15 protein-coding genes are annotated in these 17,329 nt (G+C 56.8%); 7 read left to right on the top strand and 8 right to left on the bottom strand.

Annotated features, from left to right (window positions below; genetic code table 11):
• Window positions 1-189 precede the first annotated feature (189 nt).
• Window positions 190-1,275, bottom strand: coding sequence for an ABC transporter ATP-binding protein (locus BSU04_RS15540; RefSeq protein ID WP_089161439.1), 1,086 nt, complete (start codon window positions 1,273-1,275; stop codon window positions 190-192).
• 653 nt (window positions 1,276-1,928) lie between these two features.
• Between BSU04_RS15540 and BSU04_RS15535 the strand changes: the two genes are divergently transcribed.
• Entirely contained in the window at window positions 1,929-2,612 is a 684-nt protein-coding gene (locus tag BSU04_RS15535) for a TetR family transcriptional regulator C-terminal domain-containing protein (RefSeq protein WP_256982806.1), read from the top strand.
• Between the two features lie 31 nt (window positions 2,613-2,643).
• On the opposite strand, the gene BSU04_RS15530 is transcribed toward BSU04_RS15535, so the two are convergent.
• A complete protein-coding gene (locus BSU04_RS15530; RefSeq protein ID WP_089161472.1) occupies window positions 2,644-4,317 on the bottom strand; it encodes an electron transfer flavoprotein-ubiquinone oxidoreductase in 1,674 nt (557 codons plus the stop codon).
• A gap of 351 nt (window positions 4,318-4,668) precedes the next feature.
• On the opposite strand from BSU04_RS15530, the gene BSU04_RS15525 reads away from it, so the two are divergent.
• The 4 genes from BSU04_RS15525 to BSU04_RS15510 are packed head-to-tail and all read left to right on the top strand — an operon-like array spanning window position 4,669 to window position 8,169.
• Window positions 4,669-5,856, top strand: coding sequence for an NAD(P)/FAD-dependent oxidoreductase (locus BSU04_RS15525; RefSeq protein WP_089161437.1), 1,188 nt, complete (start codon window positions 4,669-4,671; stop codon window positions 5,854-5,856).
• Entirely contained in the window at window positions 5,834-6,493 is a 660-nt protein-coding gene (locus BSU04_RS15520; RefSeq protein ID WP_089161436.1) for a HutD/Ves family protein, read from the top strand. Before BSU04_RS15525 ends, BSU04_RS15520 begins: the two co-directional genes overlap by 23 nt.
• On the top strand, window positions 6,490-7,239 hold the full coding sequence (locus tag BSU04_RS15515; protein ID WP_089161435.1) for an electron transfer flavoprotein subunit beta/FixA family protein: 750 nt from the start codon (window positions 6,490-6,492) through the stop codon (window positions 7,237-7,239). The genes BSU04_RS15520 and BSU04_RS15515 overlap by 4 nt, the downstream gene beginning before the upstream one ends.
• Window positions 7,240-8,169, top strand: a complete 930-nt coding sequence (locus BSU04_RS15510; protein ID WP_089161434.1) for an electron transfer flavoprotein subunit alpha/FixB family protein — start codon at window positions 7,240-7,242, stop codon at window positions 8,167-8,169. It begins immediately after the preceding gene.
• A 92-nt stretch (window positions 8,170-8,261) separates the two neighbouring features.
• On the opposite strand, the gene hutG is transcribed toward BSU04_RS15510, so the two are convergent.
• From hutG to BSU04_RS15490, 4 genes are all read right to left on the bottom strand, one after another.
• Window positions 8,262-9,068 (bottom strand): N-formylglutamate deformylase, encoded by an 807-nt coding sequence (gene hutG / locus BSU04_RS15505; protein ID WP_089161433.1) that lies wholly within the window; start codon window positions 9,066-9,068, stop codon window positions 8,262-8,264.
• 175 nt (window positions 9,069-9,243) lie between these two features.
• Entirely contained in the window at window positions 9,244-10,857 is a 1,614-nt protein-coding gene (pruA, locus tag BSU04_RS15500; protein ID WP_089161471.1) for an L-glutamate gamma-semialdehyde dehydrogenase, read from the bottom strand.
• A 183-nt stretch (window positions 10,858-11,040) separates the two neighbouring features.
• The gene (locus BSU04_RS15495; protein WP_179258334.1) at window positions 11,041-12,042 is read right to left on the bottom strand and encodes a LysR family transcriptional regulator; all 1,002 of its coding nucleotides are present in this window, start codon (window positions 12,040-12,042) and stop codon (window positions 11,041-11,043) included.
• A gap of 73 nt (window positions 12,043-12,115) precedes the next feature.
• Window positions 12,116-13,012, bottom strand: coding sequence for an N-formylglutamate amidohydrolase (locus BSU04_RS15490; protein ID WP_179258330.1), 897 nt, complete (start codon window positions 13,010-13,012; stop codon window positions 12,116-12,118).
• 301 nt (window positions 13,013-13,313) lie between these two features.
• On the opposite strand from BSU04_RS15490, the gene BSU04_RS15485 reads away from it, so the two are divergent.
• A complete protein-coding gene (locus BSU04_RS15485; RefSeq protein ID WP_089161469.1) occupies window positions 13,314-14,246 on the top strand; it encodes a DMT family transporter in 933 nt (310 codons plus the stop codon).
• 68 nt (window positions 14,247-14,314) lie between these two features.
• A complete protein-coding gene (locus BSU04_RS15480) occupies window positions 14,315-14,905 on the top strand; it encodes a dimethylsulfonioproprionate lyase family protein (protein ID WP_089161431.1) in 591 nt (196 codons plus the stop codon).
• Between the two features lie 960 nt (window positions 14,906-15,865).
• Here BSU04_RS15480 and BSU04_RS15475 read toward each other — a convergent pair.
• Both BSU04_RS15475 and BSU04_RS15470 read right to left on the bottom strand, forming a co-directional pair.
• Complete coding sequence (locus BSU04_RS15475; RefSeq protein ID WP_089161468.1) at window positions 15,866-16,135, bottom strand: hypothetical protein; 270 nt, start codon at window positions 16,133-16,135, stop codon at window positions 15,866-15,868.
• A 99-nt stretch (window positions 16,136-16,234) separates the two neighbouring features.
• Window positions 16,235-17,329, bottom strand: a 1,095-nt coding sequence (locus BSU04_RS15470; protein ID WP_144021247.1) for a tyrosine-type recombinase/integrase, incomplete at its 5' end; no start/stop codon positions are given.

The raw sequence follows: 17,329 nt of genomic DNA, 5'->3' as shown, positions 1-17,329 counted from the left end.
TCGAAACTGTCATTTCAGTGGAATGAATCATTTCTCAGTTCGGCGGAAAAATCGCCTTCTCTGGTTAGGCAATGTCATTGCGGGGCATCGTCCGGAAGGCGCCTTCTCGTGGCAGAACCCGATTCGCCACGCGACCAATTTAAAACTGTTAGCTGCTCTGGACGTCTCTGACAACTCTCTTCGTCACCGCTAGTGGAGTGCTACCAAGGCTCTACACGAGTCGGCCATCCATCCCACGTGTACCGCATCTCCAACGCGCAATTGGCGCGCGGCGCCATCGTTTGGCAGCTTCACGATGAAGTCGTCCTTCCCGCAAATTTGCATTACCAGCCGGAGATGGTCGCCGTAATAAATCAAATCCTTTACTCCGCCACTAAAGACGTTGTCGCACACTTTGGCCGGCTCACCGATTGCAATGCGTTCTGGTCGCAGGGATACGCATGTGCTGTCAGATGGCTTGATTGCGGCACCAGTACTTGCCTTTATGGTGTGGCCGCCATCCAGCTTCACGGTGCAACGCTCGCTCTCGACCGCGGCGATAACACCCTTCAACTCATTGCTTTCACCAATGAAGCGGGCAACGAACGCATTCTCGGGTCGCTCGTACAGACTCGAAGGCGTTGCGAGTTGCTGGATAACTCCGTTGTTAAAGACAGCGATTCGGTCCGACATCGTCATTGCTTCGCTCTGGTCGTGCGTGACATACACGACTGTCAACCCGCTCTGAGCGTGAATTTGCTTGATTTCATATTGCATCTGCTCGCGCAACTGCTTGTCCAGCGCTCCAAGCGGCTCGTCCATAAGCACAAGAGCTGGTTGGAAGACGAGCGCTCTTGCAACTGCAATACGTTGTTGCTGTCCGCCAGAAAGCTGCGCCGGCATGCGATTAGCGAACTTGTCCATGTTCACCATCTTCAAAGCCTGCTGAACCTTTTTCTCAATATCGGCCCTGCTCATCTTCCGGACCTTCAGCGGGAACGCGAGATTCTCGGCAACGGATTTGTGAGGAAAGAGCGCGTAGCTCTGGAAGACCATGCCGATATTGCGGCGCTCGGGTGGAATGCGGTTGATTGGCCGGCCTTGCAGCAAAATCTCCCCATGAGTTGCAGTCTCGAACCCTGCGAGCATCATCAGGCACGTCGTCTTTCCAGAGCCCGACGGCCCAAGCATGGTCAGAAACTCCCCCTCTTCAATATCGAGGTTCAGGTTTTTCACCACAAGCGTTTCGCCGTCGTACGTTTTTTGAACGTTTTTGAAAGAGACAATCGTCGACATCACTGTTCCTCATGAAAAGCTTTACTACAGACCAATCCTGGCTCTGGCGCGGACCGGGTCAAACTGGGGTCACGCGGGGCAATTCAGGACGCGCATAACATTCCGTTCAACACCCTCTGCCTCAGACGTTTTTCAGCAATCATTCAATCGCTGCCTCAATCGCCTTACTCATTAGTTGTGCTTATTGCGAAAAATACATTTTCAGAACTAATACGTGGCTTCGACTGGAAGGGCGATTTGCTAGCCCTCTCAGCGGCGCCGCAAGCGACAACGGCAGCGTCGGGCTCATCGTCGCCTCCTAATCTTGGCTCATGCTGAACAACTCATAGCATTAAAAGGCATCCACACCCAGTTGCAAACCGACTATACCCTGAACATCTGTTCAACTCTGTCAGCGTTTCCCCTACTATATACATGTCTCAATCGAGTCAAAAATAATTTAACTAGGGTTTTTGCTAACCAAGAGGGGTTATCTTTCGACGGCGTTGGGTATTTTTCTTAGGAATCTTACTTTTCACAGTGAACATGCGTTCAACATTTGCGTGCATCGATGCCCGTTTTTTGTGAACGTTTGTTCAATCTCGGGTCGTTCGGTAACATGGTTGGCACGATTGGCTGACCAACCGTTGAAACAGAGTGACCATGGCTTGGTCATGAACCCAATTATCAGGAATTTTTCAATGAGAGTGACGACGCCAGAAGTCGCGACACCGGACCCCCGACGTGAGGAGCTTCAGTCTGACGGCATGAGGGTCAGACTGCTTGACGCCACTTTGGCAGTCGTAGGCGAACTTGGGCTTGAGAATCTCACCATAAGGAAAGTCAGCGACTACGCAGGCGTATCGTTGGGCCTTGTCCATCATCACTTCCAGAACAAGAGCAACCTTGTCTACACCACGTTCGTCCATCTGATTCGGCGCATGCGAGACCAACTCACAAGAGGCCGGCGAGGTATCGCCGACCCTGTCGAACGGATGAAATTTACGGCGGACATGTGCTTCAATCATGAGGTCATGAGTCCAGGTGCCGCAAATGTATGGCCTCATATGTGGAGCTCGTCGGCCCATGAAGTTGAAGTGCAGCGACTTTGTTCGGCATTTTCGAGGCGACTTCGCTCCAATTTCATTTACGACTTGCGTCAGGCTGGCTGTGACCCAGCGATGGCCAGGATTCACGCCATTCAGGCCATGGCGCTCGTTCATGGTCTGTGGATTGAGCATCGTGTCGCTGCAAGTATCTCGATGGATGAAGTCATCGGCATCTTTCATGGGATGATTGACAACGCTACTCACTGGGTCTGGAAGTCGAATCTGCAGAAAGCGGCGATGTCTCATTGAGAACCTCTCCAGGCGATGGAACATTCGGCCTCTACATGTTGGAATAGTTCGGACCGCCGCCCCCTTCGGGCGTCACCCAAACGATGTTTTGCGTCGGGTCTTTAATGTCGCAGGTCTTGCAGTGCACGCAATTTTGGGCGCTGATTTGGAGGCGGTCGCGTCCGCTTTCGTCTTTCACAAAGTCGTAGACACCTGCCGGGCAGAATCTGCTTTCTGGACCGGCATAGACCTGAAGATTGACATTCACAGGCACTGTGGGGTCCTTCAGGGTTAGGTGGGCAGGCTGATTTTCCTCGTGGTTCGTGTTTGAAATGAACACCGATGAAAGACGGTCAAAGGTCAGCCGACCATCAGGCTTTGGATAATCGATTTTTTTGCACTGCGCCGCAGGTTTAAGCATCTCGTGGTCCGAGTGCCGATGATGCAGCGTCCACGGCACGTTGCCGCCCAGCAGCTTCTGCTCGATACCAACCATCAGCGTGCCCAGGTAAAGACCTTTCCCCATCCACTGTTTGAAGTTACGTGCCCGGTACAGCTCCGCGTACAGCCAGGATTCTTTGAACGCTTTGGGATAGGCGGCCAGCTCGTCATTGCCACGCCCAGCCTGGACCGCTTCGAATGCTGCTTGCGCGGCAAGCATTCCGGTCTTGATAGCTGCGTGCGATCCCTTGATTCGCGACGCGTTCAGGAAGCCCGCGTTGTCGCCAACAAGAGCGCCCCCCGGAAACACCAGCTTGGGCAGAGACATCAAGCCACCGGCGGTGATTGCACGCGCGCCGTAGGACACACGCCGTCCTCCTTCAAGAAACTTGCGGATTTCCGGATGCGTTTTGTAACGTTGGAACTCCTCAAAGGGAGACAAGTACGGATTTGAGTAGCCCAAGCCGACTACGAAACCGACGACGACTTGGTTGTTGTCCATGTGATAGAGGAACGAGCCTCCGTAGGTGTCCCGTTCGAGCGGCCACCCGGCGGTATGCAATACCAACCCCTGCCGGTGTCTGGTCGGGTCAATCTCCCAGACTTCCTTGATACCGATGCCGTAGACCTGCGGGTCAATGCCATTACGGAGGCTAAACTTGTCGTGCAACTGGCGACCCAGGTGTCCTCGCGCGCCTTCGCAGAAAAGTGTGTACTTCGCGTGCAGTTCCATCCCAGACTGAAAATTCTCGGTTGGCTTACCGTCCCTCCCAACACCGAGATTGCCCGTCGCAACTCCTTTTACCGACCCATCGCTGTTATATAGGACTTCCGCAGCCGGAAAGCCCGCGAAGATTTCAACGCCAAGCCCTTCCGCCTGCTGACCTAGCCAACGTGTCACGTTCGCCAGGCTGACAACGTAATTGCCGTGGTTCTTGAAGTTATCGGGAAGCGCCCAATTCGGAACGGTCGTTGCGCCGGATTTCGACAAAAAAAGGAAGCGGTCTTCTGTCACTTCCACGTCAAGGGGCGCACCCTGCGCCTTCCAGTCAGGAATAAGTTCGCTGATTGCCCGCGGGTCCATGACTGCGCCCGATAGGATATGCGCCCCAATCTCTGAACCCTTTTCCAGCACACACACACTAAGTTCCGCACCGGCTTCCAATGCCAGTTGCCTCAAGCGAATAGCTGCCGCCAGTCCCGCAGGGCCGCCGCCGACAATGACCACGTCGTATTCCATCGATTCGCGTTCCACCCATTGGTCAGCATCCGTACCTGTGTCCATTGCAGAGCCCATTCATCTATCGATTGGCGTCCATCCTAGAGGCGGCTGCGATGTCCTGTCACGTTATCGACATTGTTTATGCTGCAAACAAGCAACTGTTGAATTGCGAAACATTGCTCGCTTGCATTGCTCCCGTCCCGCGCGACCAGTGCGCGCCAAGTCTTCGGACAGTTCGAACCGCACCCGAACAGTGCGGCGTTCTACGGCTGCGGGACGCCCGGTTGCTTGAGCCAGAAACTCACAACACGCAGCGCGCTTCTGCTAAACATCGTCCGCATTTATATTCGCGCCGATTCTTCCGGGAAATCGCACACTGCATGCACGGTCGGTAATCAATAAGGAAGCGGAATCGTGGATACCTATGATGTAGTGGTAATCGGCGCCGGCGTAATCGGCACTTCGGTCGCGTTTCATCTCTCAAAACTTGGCGCAAAAAAGGTGCTCGTGCTTGACCGCGCGACCATCGGCGCAGGTACCACGTCTCAGTCGTCCGGGATATTGCGTACGCACTACTCCGTGAAAGAGAACGTCGAGCTGGCTCGTAAGTCGTGGTCAGTGTTCAACGACTTTGCGACGTACCTCGGCGACGAAGAAGCGTCGTGCGGCCTGGTCAAGTGCGGCTACATGATTGTCGCCGCTGAGGGTGACAAGGTCGCCCCGCTGCGCGCCTCGCTTGAGCAACAGATGCAACAAGGCATCCCGCTGGAACTACTGGACGCCCGTCAGGCGGCAGAGTTGATGCCCATCGCGCGGTTCGACGACGCGGCACTCATTGGATTCGAGCCGGAAGCGGGCTTCGCTGATGCCTACTTGACCGCGACCAGTTTCGCGCGTGCAGCGCGCCGGGGCGGGGTCAAAGTTATGGAAAACGTGACGGTCAACAAGTTGCTTATCGAAAATGGCCGCGTTGTTGGCGTCTCAACGAGCGCTGGGGATTTTGCTGCTTCTACGGTGGTCAGCACGCAGAACATCTGGACGCCGGAACTTGCAGGTTGGACCGGTCAAGAATTGCCCGTCGCTCCGGAGAGGCATGCAGTCCTTGCCCTCGAATGTGACGCCGCGCATTACACATTCAAAATGCCCGTGTTCAAGGACCTGGCCTCGGAAGGGATGCTTTATTACCGCAGCTACGGCGGCAAACAAATGCTGGTGAGCGAAGGTGTCGTGGGTGAGAAACTTAACTCTGCCGACACCGAACAGGGCGATATTCCGGTGGACTACATCATCGATGTCGGCACACAGGTCGCCGAGCGTTTCCCGGCATACGAGACCGCGGGCATCGCATCCTCATGGACGGGCGTCTATGATGTGACGCCGGATTGGAACCCAGTGCTCGGCGCATTGCCAGGCATTGAAGGCCTAATTGTCGGATACGGCTTCTCCGGCCACGGATTCAAACTTTCCCCGACTGTTGGGAAAGTGTTAGCGCAGGCGGCTCTCGGCATGCCGACCGACGTCTCACTTCACCCCTACTCAATTGAACGTTTTGCGTCGGGCAAGCTTCTGACGGGCAAATATGGCCTCGGTGCCGTTTCCTGATGCGGGTCTGCCGGTCGGCGTTGTGACCCGGCCTCTAACATCCTTCGAGACGCAAGCCTGGCGCAACGGCGGCGGCAAAACGCGTCCGCTCGCAGAGGAGTCAGGCGCCAGCTGGCGAATCAGTCTGGCCAACGTTGAACGAGATGGGCCGTATTCACGATTCCCTGGCATGACGCGCCAATCACTCATTGTCAAAGGCGCTGGGGTAACACTTCAACATGAGGCGTCCCGAGTCGAACTTGTACCAGGACGATCCATTGAATATGACGGCGACATGGAGTGGTGGGCCACGCTTCGCGACGGTCCGGTCGTGGCACTTAATACGATGGTCGACCAAAGCCAGTTTCGAGCCGAAGTTATTTTGCTGCGTAAGCCGTTGCTGGTTCCATCAAGGTGCTTTGCACTCGTGCTCCCTCTTAACGGTAGCTGCGCATGGCGCACCAGAGACCTGGCGACTGCAACGATGCTTGACGCGGACATGGTGATGACGCGCGGACACGGAGGACCAGACATCCTGCTCATACCTCTTGGCGATTTAACGCAAGACGAACGATATGCAGCTGGTAATTCTACCGCGCTAGTTCTGATCGAAGATTTAGCCGAACCGATGCCTTTAGATACAGGAATTCCTAAATGAAAGTCTTTGCTGCAGTTAAACGCGTCGTGGACTACAACGTGAAGGTCCGCGTAAAAGCGGACCAGAGCGGCGTCGACATCGGCAGCGTGAAAATGTCGATGAACCCGTTTGACGAGATTGCGGTCGAGGCGGCGACGCGTCTGAAAGAAGCAGGCCACGCGAGCGAGGTTATCGCAGTGACGTGCGGACCGGCTCAAAGCGTAGAAACGCTTCGCACTGCGCTTGCTATCGGCGCAGACAGAGGCTTACACATCCAGACAGACGTTGAGTTGCAGCCGCTCGCGGTCGCGAAACTGCTCAAAGCAGCAGTTGAGCGCGAAAAGCCACAGCTCGTGATTCTTGGCAAACAGGCCATCGACGACGACGCGGGCCAAACCGGCCAGCTACTAGCCGCACTACTTGACTGGCCTCAGGCAACCTTCGCCAGTCAGATCGAAATCACGAACGAAACTGCGACGGTCACCCGCGAGGTGGACGGTGGCGTGGAAGTTATCGAGTTGCAGCTGCCTGCAATTGTCACAACGGACCTGCGCCTGAACGAGCCGCGCTATGTGACGCTGCCGAACATCATGAAAGCCAAGAAAAAGCCCATCGACACGACGAGTCCTGCCGAACTTGGCGTCGACCCGGCACCGCGTCTGAAGACCTTGAAGGTCGTGGAACCAGCATCCCGTGCGGCGGGCGTTCGTGTGCCAGACGTCGCGACTCTGATTGAAAAACTGAAGAACGAAGCGAAGGTAATCTAAATGACCACTCTCGTTATTGCTGAACACGACAACGCTCAAGTCAAGACGTCAACCCTGCATACGGTGACAGCGGCACGTCAGCTAAACAACGACGTGCATGTACTTGTTGCTGGTCATAACGCAGACTCAGTTGCACAAGCCGCGAGTGCAATCGAAGGCGTCGACAATGTGATATCCATCGATGCCCCCCATCTTGCCGACGGTCTCGCTGAGAATGTCGCCGCTCAGGTGATGACACTCGCCACTTCCTACTCGCACATTTTCTTCTCCGCAACTGCTGCAGGCAAGAACGTGGCTCCGCGCGTCGCGGCAAAGCTTGATGCCTCTCAAATTTCGGACGTGATTGCGATTCACTCCGCCGAGACATTCGATAGACCGTTTTATGCGGGAAATGCGATTGCCACAGTTCAATGTGACGACGCGGTAAAGGTAGCCACAATCCGGACAACCGCTTTCGACGCCGCTGCGGTCACTGGAAGCTATGCACCCGTGGAAAAGAAACAAGCTGCGGCGGCCGCTGGCCAAGTGCGTTTCGTTCGTCGCGAAGTTGCGACCAGCGAGCGGCCGGAACTAACATCCGCCCGCATCGTGGTGTCGGGCGGACGCGGCATGGGCAGCGCCGAGAATTTTGGCCTACTCGACCCTCTGGCCCAGAAGCTCGGTGCAGCGGTCGGCGCCTCACGCGCTGCTGTAGATTCTGGCTTCGCTCCCAACGACTGGCAGGTTGGCCAGACCGGCAAAATTGTTGCACCGCAGCTTTACATCGCTATTGGCATCTCGGGTGCTATCCAGCATCTGGCCGGCATGAAAGACTCGAACGTCATCGTAGCGGTGAACAAGGATGCCGAGGCGCCCATCTTTAGCGTTGCGGACTACGGCCTCGTCGCTGACCTGTTCGAAACTGTACCGCAAATTACGCAGTCGCTTTAAATCAATCGAGGGCCGGGTTCCAGTTGTTGTTGTTTTCGAACCTTGCGTTGCCGTCACCGTTGAATCCGGTGACGGCTTTTTTACGTATTGAGTCAGCGCGAAATCTGTTGCATCGCTTCAACAGCGGCGGTCAACATTCGCTCGACGACGGGTTGCACCTTCCGAGCGAGCTCTGGGCGGTAGTCGAATGACGCGTCCTCGTTCATGTATGTCGACTGGCACATTTCAAGCTGGATCGAGTGCACGCCTTCCTCAGGCCGACCGAATTCTCGCGTAATGTAACCTCCTTTAAAGCGGCCATTTGCGACCCACGTGAATGGCTGGTCCCTGAGCGCTTGGGCGACGGCATGGAGAATCCGGGAATCACAGCTTTTACCCGAGTTCGTTCCAAGATTAAGGTCCGGAAGCTTCCCTTCGAACAGTCGCGGCAGGACGCTCGCGATTGAATGCGCTTCCCAAAGCAGCACCGCGCCGAAGCGTTCGCGCATCTCCTTGAGAGTTTCGCGCAACTTGGCGTGGTACGGCGTGTGGAAACGTGCCAGACGAGCTTCTTTCTCGACCGACGTTGGCTCGCGACCATCGCGGTAGACTGGCACGCCACGGAACGTTTCTGTCGGATACAAACCGGTCGTTGTTTGCCCAGGGTAAAGGCTTTCGCCCGAGGGCGGACGGTTCAGGTCAATGACATAACGCGAAAACCGCGCGTTCAGCACAGATGCTCCCGCCTGCGCGGCGAAATCATAAAGCCGGTCGAGATGCCAGTCTGTGTCTGCGACGGTGAGCGCAACATCGGTGTATCCGTCGCGAAGCTCTTCGGGAATCTCTCTACCCAGATGTGGAATCGACACGAGCAATGGCAACGTGCCAGCCTTAAAATCAAATACTGGACTACCGGTCATGGTCCGAGCCCCTGAATTGGTGATGTTGCTCCCAAGTCGTCTAACAATGAATCCGGCTAGTGCCGGTTGTGAGACTCACTGGGGAAGTGCACAGGCCAGCGAAGACAGCGATTTTTGGCTCAACAAATGAAAATGGCCGCGCGAAAATCCGCGCGGCCATCCTCGCTACAACCGATTAGTTTCCAAAAGTCCACTCTCGCGGCGGCAGGTAGGTTTCCTTCACGACGCGCGGCGAGGACCAGCGCAGGAGGTTCAGATACGAACCCGCCTTGTCGTTGGTGCCACTTGCACGACCCCCACCGAACGGCTGCTGGCCAATCATGGCACCCGTCGGCTTGTCGTTCAGATACAGGTTGCCTGCCGCATTGACAAGTGCAGCTTCGGCTTGGTGCAGTGCGAAGCGGTCCGTACAGAAAATTGAGCCGGTAAGCGCATACGGACTCGTCGAATCGATGAGCGTAAGCGTGTCAGACCACGTGTTATCCGCGTAGACAAATAGCGAAAGGACAGGACCGAACAACTCTTCAGTCATCAACGGGTGCTTCGGGTCCGCCACTTCGAGCACCGTCGGCTCGACGAAGAAGCCCGGCTCCGACCAGGTCTTGCCACCGGAAACGACCGTCACCTTGCTGTCGTCCTTCGCTGCGTTCAGCACGGCTGTCAGCTTCGCATGCGAAGCTTGCGAAATCACCGCGCCCATAAACGTTTTGTTCAGATCAGCCGGGTCGCCAACCTTCAGCTGGGCGAGGCGCTCAACGAGTTGTTCGCGCACGGCCGGCCAGAGGCTCTGCGGAATGTAGGCGCGCGACGCAGCGCTGCACTTTTGCCCCTGATATTCAAAGGCACCGCGAATCAGTGCGATTGCGACTTCAGCCGGATTTGCGGACGGATGAGCGAGCACGAAATCTTTGCCGCCAGTTTCGCCCACGAGGCGCGGAATTGTGCGGAACGCGTTGACCTTCGACGCGACGCCCTTCCACAGCGACTGGAACACCGCCGATGAGCCAGTGAAATGAATGCCAGAAAGGTCGGCTGAATTAAGCACGGCGCGAGTGGTCAGCTCTGCTTCGCCCGGTACGAAGTTGATGACGCCCGCCGGCAGGCCGGCTTCTTCCAGCGCTTCGTAGAAAATCCAGTTGGCAAGCGCCGATTTCTCCGATGGCTTCCATAGCACCGTGTTGCCCATAATCGCAGGCGCGGTGGTGAGGTTGCCGCCAATCGCTGTGAAGTTGAACGGCGACACGGCGTAAACGAACCCCTCAAGAGGTCGCCAGTCCGTCCGATTGACGGCCGTCGACACGGACATCGGCTGCTCGGCATAGACGCGCTGCGCGTTATATGCGTTGAATCGAAGGAAGTCGATGAGTTCGCAGGCTGAGTCCGGCTCTGCCTGGTCAACTGTCTTGCTCTGGCCCAGGATGGTCGCAGCGTTGATACGCATGCGCTGCCGCGTAGCGATGATGTCGGCTGCGCGATGCAGAATGGTCGCACGGCTCGCGTACGGAAGCGCGGCCCAGTCGCGCGACACAGTCTTCGCGTTGGCAATTGCTTCGCCAATCTGAGCTTCAGTCGGGCGGTGAATGCGCGCAAGCAAACGAGACTGGTCGTGCGGCGCCCGCACTTCAACCACGTCGTTCGAGAAGTGCCGCTTGCCCCCGATTACCGTGGGAATCTCTACGACGTCGCGGACGCTCAGCGCCTTTTGCAACTGCGCGGCGGCATCTGTACCTGCTCCAAAATGCACTTCGGCTTCATTAGCCGGCAACGGGAAATTAGGACTGGAATTCACCCCTGCTCCTTCGAAAACGGTGGGACGGATGGCCGGCCGACGCAAAGGCGAATTCGACATCGGAAATCAGGTCTTCCGGTCGGTCGGGCGTGGATATAAGACTAACCTCTCCGCAGAAGTGCAGTAACTAAGCCAACTGCAGTTATGTTTAGGATAGGCTTCGCTTGTGAAGAGCCGAGGTTTTCAAGCCTCGTCTATCGTGTAGATATCTTCAGGCTTGAGAGACAGCGCCTTCGAGATGTCCCGTGAAACCTGACGTTCAAACGTCAGCTTGAGCAGCTCGTATATCTCGATAGGTAGACGACCGAGCTCGTTTTCTCGAAATGCGAGATAGAAAGAACGGCTGAGGGTCTGATAGGGCCTGCCCAGACGAGAAAAAGCAGAAAGCGGCAACACACGCACTTCGGGCAAATACTGCCGGGATTGCCACAGACACATCGGGGTGGTCAGCGCAAACCCTAATCCCGCCGCTACGAGGCTCAACAGCGGGTCTGTCGCGTCCAGTTCATACGTGCGTTCGATCGTCTCTGCGTTCGCGGCGAGATAGCCGTCCACCTGCTGCCCGATAACGGACCGCGCGCTATAACGGATAAGCTGCAAATGTCGCGCTAACTCGGTGAGCGTCCCGTACCGGTCCATTTCGAAGTTTCGCGGCAAGACGACAAAGTAGGGCTCAGAAAACAGACGCTGACGAATTATTCCCGGCACAGTGGGCTGCCCGGAGGTGGTCACTGCAATATCAACCTGACGCGCTTCCAACTGGGCATCCAGAGTAGGCCCAATTCCTGACCAAAGCCGAATCTGATGTGAAGTCCCGGAAAGCGCCCGAATGACAATCGGCCCCATGGTAGCTGCGAAGGAGTCCACGCAGCCGAGTCTTACGATCACGCGCTTCGCCCGAGTGACACTTCGGACGCTCTCGACCATCTGACTCGCCCCTTGAAGCAAAACGGTCGCATGCTCGAACAGGCGTTGCCCTGCCGCGGTAGGCCGTGCTGGACGCGTCGCGCGGTCAAGCAACGTGGTATCAAGGAGCGCTTCCAACACTTTGATGCGATGCGAAACCCCGGCCTGTGAAATGGCAAGACGAGCCGCCGCGTCGGAGATAGACCCAGCCTCCACGACGGCGACCCAGCTCGCAAGGAGGTCCCAGTCAGGAAACTGTTCAAGGGCGCTTTCTTTCATATCCGGCAGCTCATGATGTTCTGATATTGCGTTGTGACCTCGTCGGCGTACCAAAGCTTTGCTGCAAGACCGACTACAATTGCTTAGCGTCTGCCCCGCCGCCCGCATCTACTCGTGAATTCCCGGACAAGTCGTACAGGGCGCCCAGTAGCTTTGCGAGAAGTGGCGCCATTGGGGCTCGGTCCTCGACGAGACGGTCACGTCGTAGCGTCGATAGCGCGGCGCCATCAGGCGGACCATCTACCAGCGCCTCGTCGACCTTGGCAGCGCAATCGACCCGCCATTGCCCCGAAGACTCGACATCCACCACATGAACACCCCCAGCAGGATTCCCATAATGCTCTGCCGTAAATACCTCAGCAATATTTCCATTCACGACCCATGAGCGACCTTGCTTCATGACCGTTTCAGTGAGCGTACTCACAAGGTTTCGGCTGCACGACCTGCCGTTGTTTGTGCCTACGTTAAATTCTCTGCCCGTCGAAGCATCCCGATACGGAGACAGCCACCAGCTAGCGTGAGACACAAACACGAGCACTTGCGGATGCATGACGCGTAGGCGTTGAATTTCATCCACGATACTTTGATGAAACGGCTGCCAGTACTCCCTCACCCGGGACGCGACATCTTCACTCGTCAACGGCGTTTGCGAGTCGTATAGCGACTCTCCCCGCGAGCTGTGGGTTCGACATAGGCCGCCCCGGTCCACGCCAACAGCGAGCGGGCGGCCATCAGCTGAGACCATGAAGTCGATGAAGCAGGGGTGATAGCGGGCAGAAATGAGCGAAGCACCCGCCTCGCGAGCGGCAGCATGAAGCGTCAGCCCGGCCGGGTCGGCCAGACGACCCTGTACCGGTTGCCATCCACTGTGCAACAGCAGCGCGTCGGGAATCTGGGTACCGGTATGCGGTGTGACGATTAGCAGCGGCGCATCACCGCGCAGCAGCAATTCGCATCCAGGGTTATGCATGTCATTTTCCATGGCCTTCGGAGCGCAACTGGGCCTGCTCTGGACGAACAGCCTCGAGCTCACGTTAGCACCCTGCGTCCAGCCCTGCAATTGCACAAGCGCGGCTTGCGCAGATTATAAGCACGATGATAGTGCGATCGGGCCTTGAAGTTCCGGACTAAGCTGTCGTTTGCTTTCCTGGCGACCGGTCGCCAGGGGGATTGCTATAAGCATCGTCTGCGTTTACCTGCTCGCGGTTGACGACCAACGAGCTGGCAAAAGAAGTCACCGCGAGAAAGACCACCTTACAAAGGATAGGGCCGTGATTAGGACGTATGCTGCCTTCTTGGTCCTCGGGACGCTTTGGGGCTCGAACTTCATTTACATGAAATGGGCGTCAGTCTTTCTCAGCCCCGGTCAAATTTCTTTGCTACGCGTATTTTTTGGCTTCGCCCCGCTGGCCATTCTCGCGTGGCGAAAAAAGGTTCTGAAATTCGAACAGGTACGGGATCTTCACCATTTCGGTGTGATGGCTGCGCTGGCGACGGCGTTCTCTTATTTCACGATGGCCAAAGGAACTGCACTTCTGCCTTCCAGTATTGCGGGAGTCTTGGGCGGCTCGCCAGCGCTGTTCACGTCCGTCGCGTCCGTCGTCCTGTTGCGCAATGAAAAGATGAACGGCCTGATGGTATCTGGCGTCGCGCTCGGAATGGCTGGGATAGCTCTTATTGCCCGGCCGTGGGCAGGGTTTGCTTCTGGAAGTGCCATTAGCGGCCAAGGCATTATGTGGATGTTGGCAGGGTCAGTTGCTTTCGGCCTATCGTACATATATGTGCGGAGATTCCTTGCTTCCGTCAATCTGCCTCCGCTAGCAATCGTAACGTGGCAGATGGGGTTGGCTTTTCTGATGCTGCTTTTTTCGACTGACATGACTGGAGCAAGCCGTATCCTCGAAGATTGGCAAGCGACCACGGGGCTCGTCGTTGGGCTCGGCCTGCTTGGAACCGGAGTGGCGTTTCTCCTTTACTACTATCTTCTGGACAGACTGGGTGCAGTGGCCGCTTCTGGCGCGGTGTATGTTGCACCGGTCGTCGCGCTTATTATCGGGCGACTTGTAGGCGAACGCGTTGGCGCCCTCGAATTCGTGGCGGTCCTGATTATTTTTTCCGGACTTGCCCTTCTCGAGTTCGGGCGCATGACAGCTGAACGCAGGAAAGAAAGCGTGGTTACATCTTCTGCTCTGAGTCTTGATTGAATATTTTCGGTCTCGCGACAAGCTGTTCGAGACACTCGGAATTGATTGCATCCCTTGCTGGAATGAAAATGTACACGCGACCGAAAGCTTTGCAGGATTTCGTCGACGCAACGGGCGCGGCATTTTGCAGCGATGCTCGTCCTGTCGCGGTAAGAGAATTTAGCAAAAGGGTGTTCGCACTTCTTACCCGAGAAAGCGATAATGGTATCCGCCACGGTGCGCGTTTTCCTGCGTGTAAATACCTCGACAATGCCCTTGAACAACTGACCGACGATAGGTCAGACCTTGGCGCGGTCGCTCGTTCAATCAAACCGTTGGAGTCTTTTGTCGGGTGGCAACGCCGAACATCTGGCGAAAACGGTAGCGTGGATTACATTGACAAACACGTCAATGGAATGATCATTGGCCCCGGCGGCATGGAGAGCCGATATGACGTCCAAGTTGGATTTTCTTTGCTAGCACCAGCTACCAGGTATCCTGACCACCGGCATCCGCCCGAAGAGGCTTATCTCCTGCTGACAGACGGTGAGTTCAAACAGGCGGATGGTCCGTGGTTTAGCCCGGGCGTCGGCGGCGGCTTGTATAACATGTCAAACATTCTTCATGCAATGAAGTCGACGGACGCGCCGTTCCTCGCGATGTGGTGCCTCCTAACCTGACGCCGGCCATCTCCGCACCGCTAACCCAATCTGCAACGGCAAACACCGCTGACTAACGGCCGGGCGGTGGCATTCTTTAAAATAAAGGAGTGCGCGTTATAGCGCCGACGGCAGCGGCTCGGCGACGCCTAGTCGCGCTCCACGTATTGATGTCCGTTATTAGCGCTAGCAGCGTCCAAAGGAGCGCTAATCGTATAGCGTATTAAAACTGTCCCGTTACGGTTCGGCCTCGTCGCTATCGCCGGACATGTTTCGTTGCTCCAGTGCTGCGCGCGTGCGTTCAACCTCTTCTGCAATCAGCGTTTCGTTTCCGGTTGGAGATTTAAGCTATGACGGGCGCCCCATCGTTTGCTGTCCTTTTGACTTTACTGTGCCTGCACAACGGGTTGTCGTTCCAGCGCTGCAGATCACACAGTTGCCGAGGCCGGCTGCCGCGTTTCTTGAGGTGATGCGCGACCGGTTCATGAGGTCCTGAAGAATCAAGTAGCGCAGGACTATTGAGCGAGTTCGTTACATTTGTCTCGTTGAATCGAAATCCGGAGACTGGCACTGTCTGTTGTGACTTCGAGACGGGATAGGCCAACGTCGGAACGACCGTTCCCAGGGCAGTTCCGACATTGGAACGTCCGTATGCGCACTCGATCGGATGACCGAAAGTGGCCGATTTGAGCAATTCGCCGCCAGCAAAAAATCTTTTCACGCACCCAAGGTGCTGCCACTGAAAGCCGGAAGGCATCGTCTAAATGCAACACTCGACGATTTCAAACGGCAACCCCACGTTAAGGCGGCGTTGCCAAGAGCGCCTCCGGGAATGCAACGCCGCTCCAGGTGCCTACTTGTGATTGGGCTCGAATTGCCATTCCTGTGGCGGACCCACGATTTTCGCATTGTGGACGGCGTCGTCTTATTGCCTGTGCTTCAAGCATCCCAAATGCCGATAAAAAGCCGTCAAAATTCGTTCTAAAGTTCGTTGTCGACCACATCGCCGAACAGATCGGACATCCCGCCGCTTGGTTGTGACATCGGCATTTTGCCACTCCGAACTTGACTTAGCGTTTCGTGCGGCAACCAAGTTTCTTCGATGGCGTCGATACCACGCTCGATCATCTGCTGCAGAAAAAATGACTGCTTGCGCCCCGTCGTCTCGGCCAGCAAACGCAGTCGTTGCTCAATCTGCGGATCAATGCGCACGGCGACAACTATCAACTTGTTTTCGGCGTTTCTTCTCACTGTGAACTCCGGTGGTGCATCCCATTCGCGCTCGTGCATCAGCGCCGTCCTTCCGGCATTATTGCTCGACGTCGGCGAGGTCGCAGCAACACGCGTACGCTAGCCGCCGTCTTCTGAATAGTATTGGGCCGCGGCATCGAGCATGCGCTGCCGTTCGGCGCGCACATAAATGGACGTTGTCTGCAGCGAGGCGTGACCGAGAACGCGCTGGACGACGTCGATCGGCATGTCCCGAGCAACGGCCCTTGTACCGAAGGTGTGGCGAAACGCGTGCGCAGAGGTGTCCAACAGCTGCGCATGGGCATCGTGCGATAAGACACCCTCCCGTAACAACTCACCGGCGAGCTGCTTCATGCCCTGCCTCACCAGCCGCGCGAGCGCATCTGGCGCATACGCCTTCTTCGCACGCGCACGATCATCGCCATCAGATTGCACTTCGGTCGGGTCTTCGCCCCGGTCGCCGTCTTTATTGCCGTGCTTGGCGCGGGCGGTCAGGGTCGCGGGGATCACCAGCGGGGCGATCAGCGGCGCATCGTCCTGAGCCGCATCGAAGTTTTCACCGCGATCAATCCAGTGCGCGCGCAACGCGCGAACCGTCGCGGCGCTCACCGGAACCGTCCGCTGCCGGCGTCGCTTGCCGACCACGCTCAATGCCCAGATCTCAACTTGCGCTGCCCCGCCCTCCCCCGCTTTTTTCGCGAAGCCCGCCGACGCCACATGACGGATTGAGCGCAGATCCTGGCGCCCCGCGTTCGCCGCTTCTTCGCGACGCAAGCCCGAATCGCCCATCAGCAAAATCGCCGCGCGCGCGGTTCGCCACTGTCGCACTTGTTCCGGCGTTTCGTTGAGCAGCTGATCCCCGCAGCGCTGATCGAGTGCCCGGCGCACAAGCACCCAAAGATCGGCCGTCAACGCACGGTCGACCTGCACGGAAACTTCCTTCGTTACCGTCGCGGGATCCGTCACCGCGCTCCACGGATTGCCCGCCAGATAGCGGACCGTCGTCAACCATGCAAACGCCGCGCGAATCGCACGCACCGCATACGCCTGACTGTCGGCCGACAGCCCCTCCGGCGTAAAAGGTCTCCACCGGCCGCTTGCTCGCGAGCGCTTCGGACCAACGAAACTCGCGACCGGCCCCTTTAAAAAATCTTTGTACGCCTCGCAGTCTTCCACCGTCATCGACGAGAGCGC

The sequence above is a fragment of the Caballeronia sordidicola genome (genome assembly GCF_002220365.1).
In the GTDB taxonomy this organism is placed as follows: domain Bacteria; phylum Pseudomonadota; class Gammaproteobacteria; order Burkholderiales; family Burkholderiaceae; genus Caballeronia; species Caballeronia sordidicola_C.
This window is presented reverse-complemented; position numbering and strand designations above follow the sequence as displayed.

Bases quoted from the DNA above. Each gene is read 5' to 3' on its own strand.
- BSU04_RS15540 (WP_089161439.1), bottom strand. From the start codon at position 1,275: ATGTCGACGATTGTCTCTTTCAAAAACGTTCAAAAAACGTACGACGGC.
- BSU04_RS15535 (WP_256982806.1), top strand. From the start codon at position 1,929: ATGAACCCAATTATCAGGAATTTTTCAATGAGAGTGACGACGCCAGAA.
- BSU04_RS15530 (WP_089161472.1), bottom strand. From the start codon at position 4,317: ATGGACACAGGTACGGATGCTGACCAATGGGTGGAACGCGAATCGATG.
- BSU04_RS15520 (WP_089161436.1), top strand. From the start codon at position 5,834: ATGGCCTCGGTGCCGTTTCCTGATGCGGGTCTGCCGGTCGGCGTTGTG.
- BSU04_RS15515 (WP_089161435.1), top strand. From the start codon at position 6,490: ATGAAAGTCTTTGCTGCAGTTAAACGCGTCGTGGACTACAACGTGAAG.
- BSU04_RS15510 (WP_089161434.1), top strand. From the start codon at position 7,240: ATGACCACTCTCGTTATTGCTGAACACGACAACGCTCAAGTCAAGACG.
- hutG (WP_089161433.1), bottom strand. From the start codon at position 9,068: ATGACCGGTAGTCCAGTATTTGATTTTAAGGCTGGCACGTTGCCATTG.
- BSU04_RS15495 (WP_179258334.1), bottom strand. From the start codon at position 12,042: ATGAAAGAAAGCGCCCTTGAACAGTTTCCTGACTGGGACCTCCTTGCG.
- BSU04_RS15490 (WP_179258330.1), bottom strand. From the start codon at position 13,012: ATGCATAACCCTGGATGCGAATTGCTGCTGCGCGGTGATGCGCCGCTG.
- BSU04_RS15480 (WP_089161431.1), top strand. From the start codon at position 14,315: ATGTACACGCGACCGAAAGCTTTGCAGGATTTCGTCGACGCAACGGGC.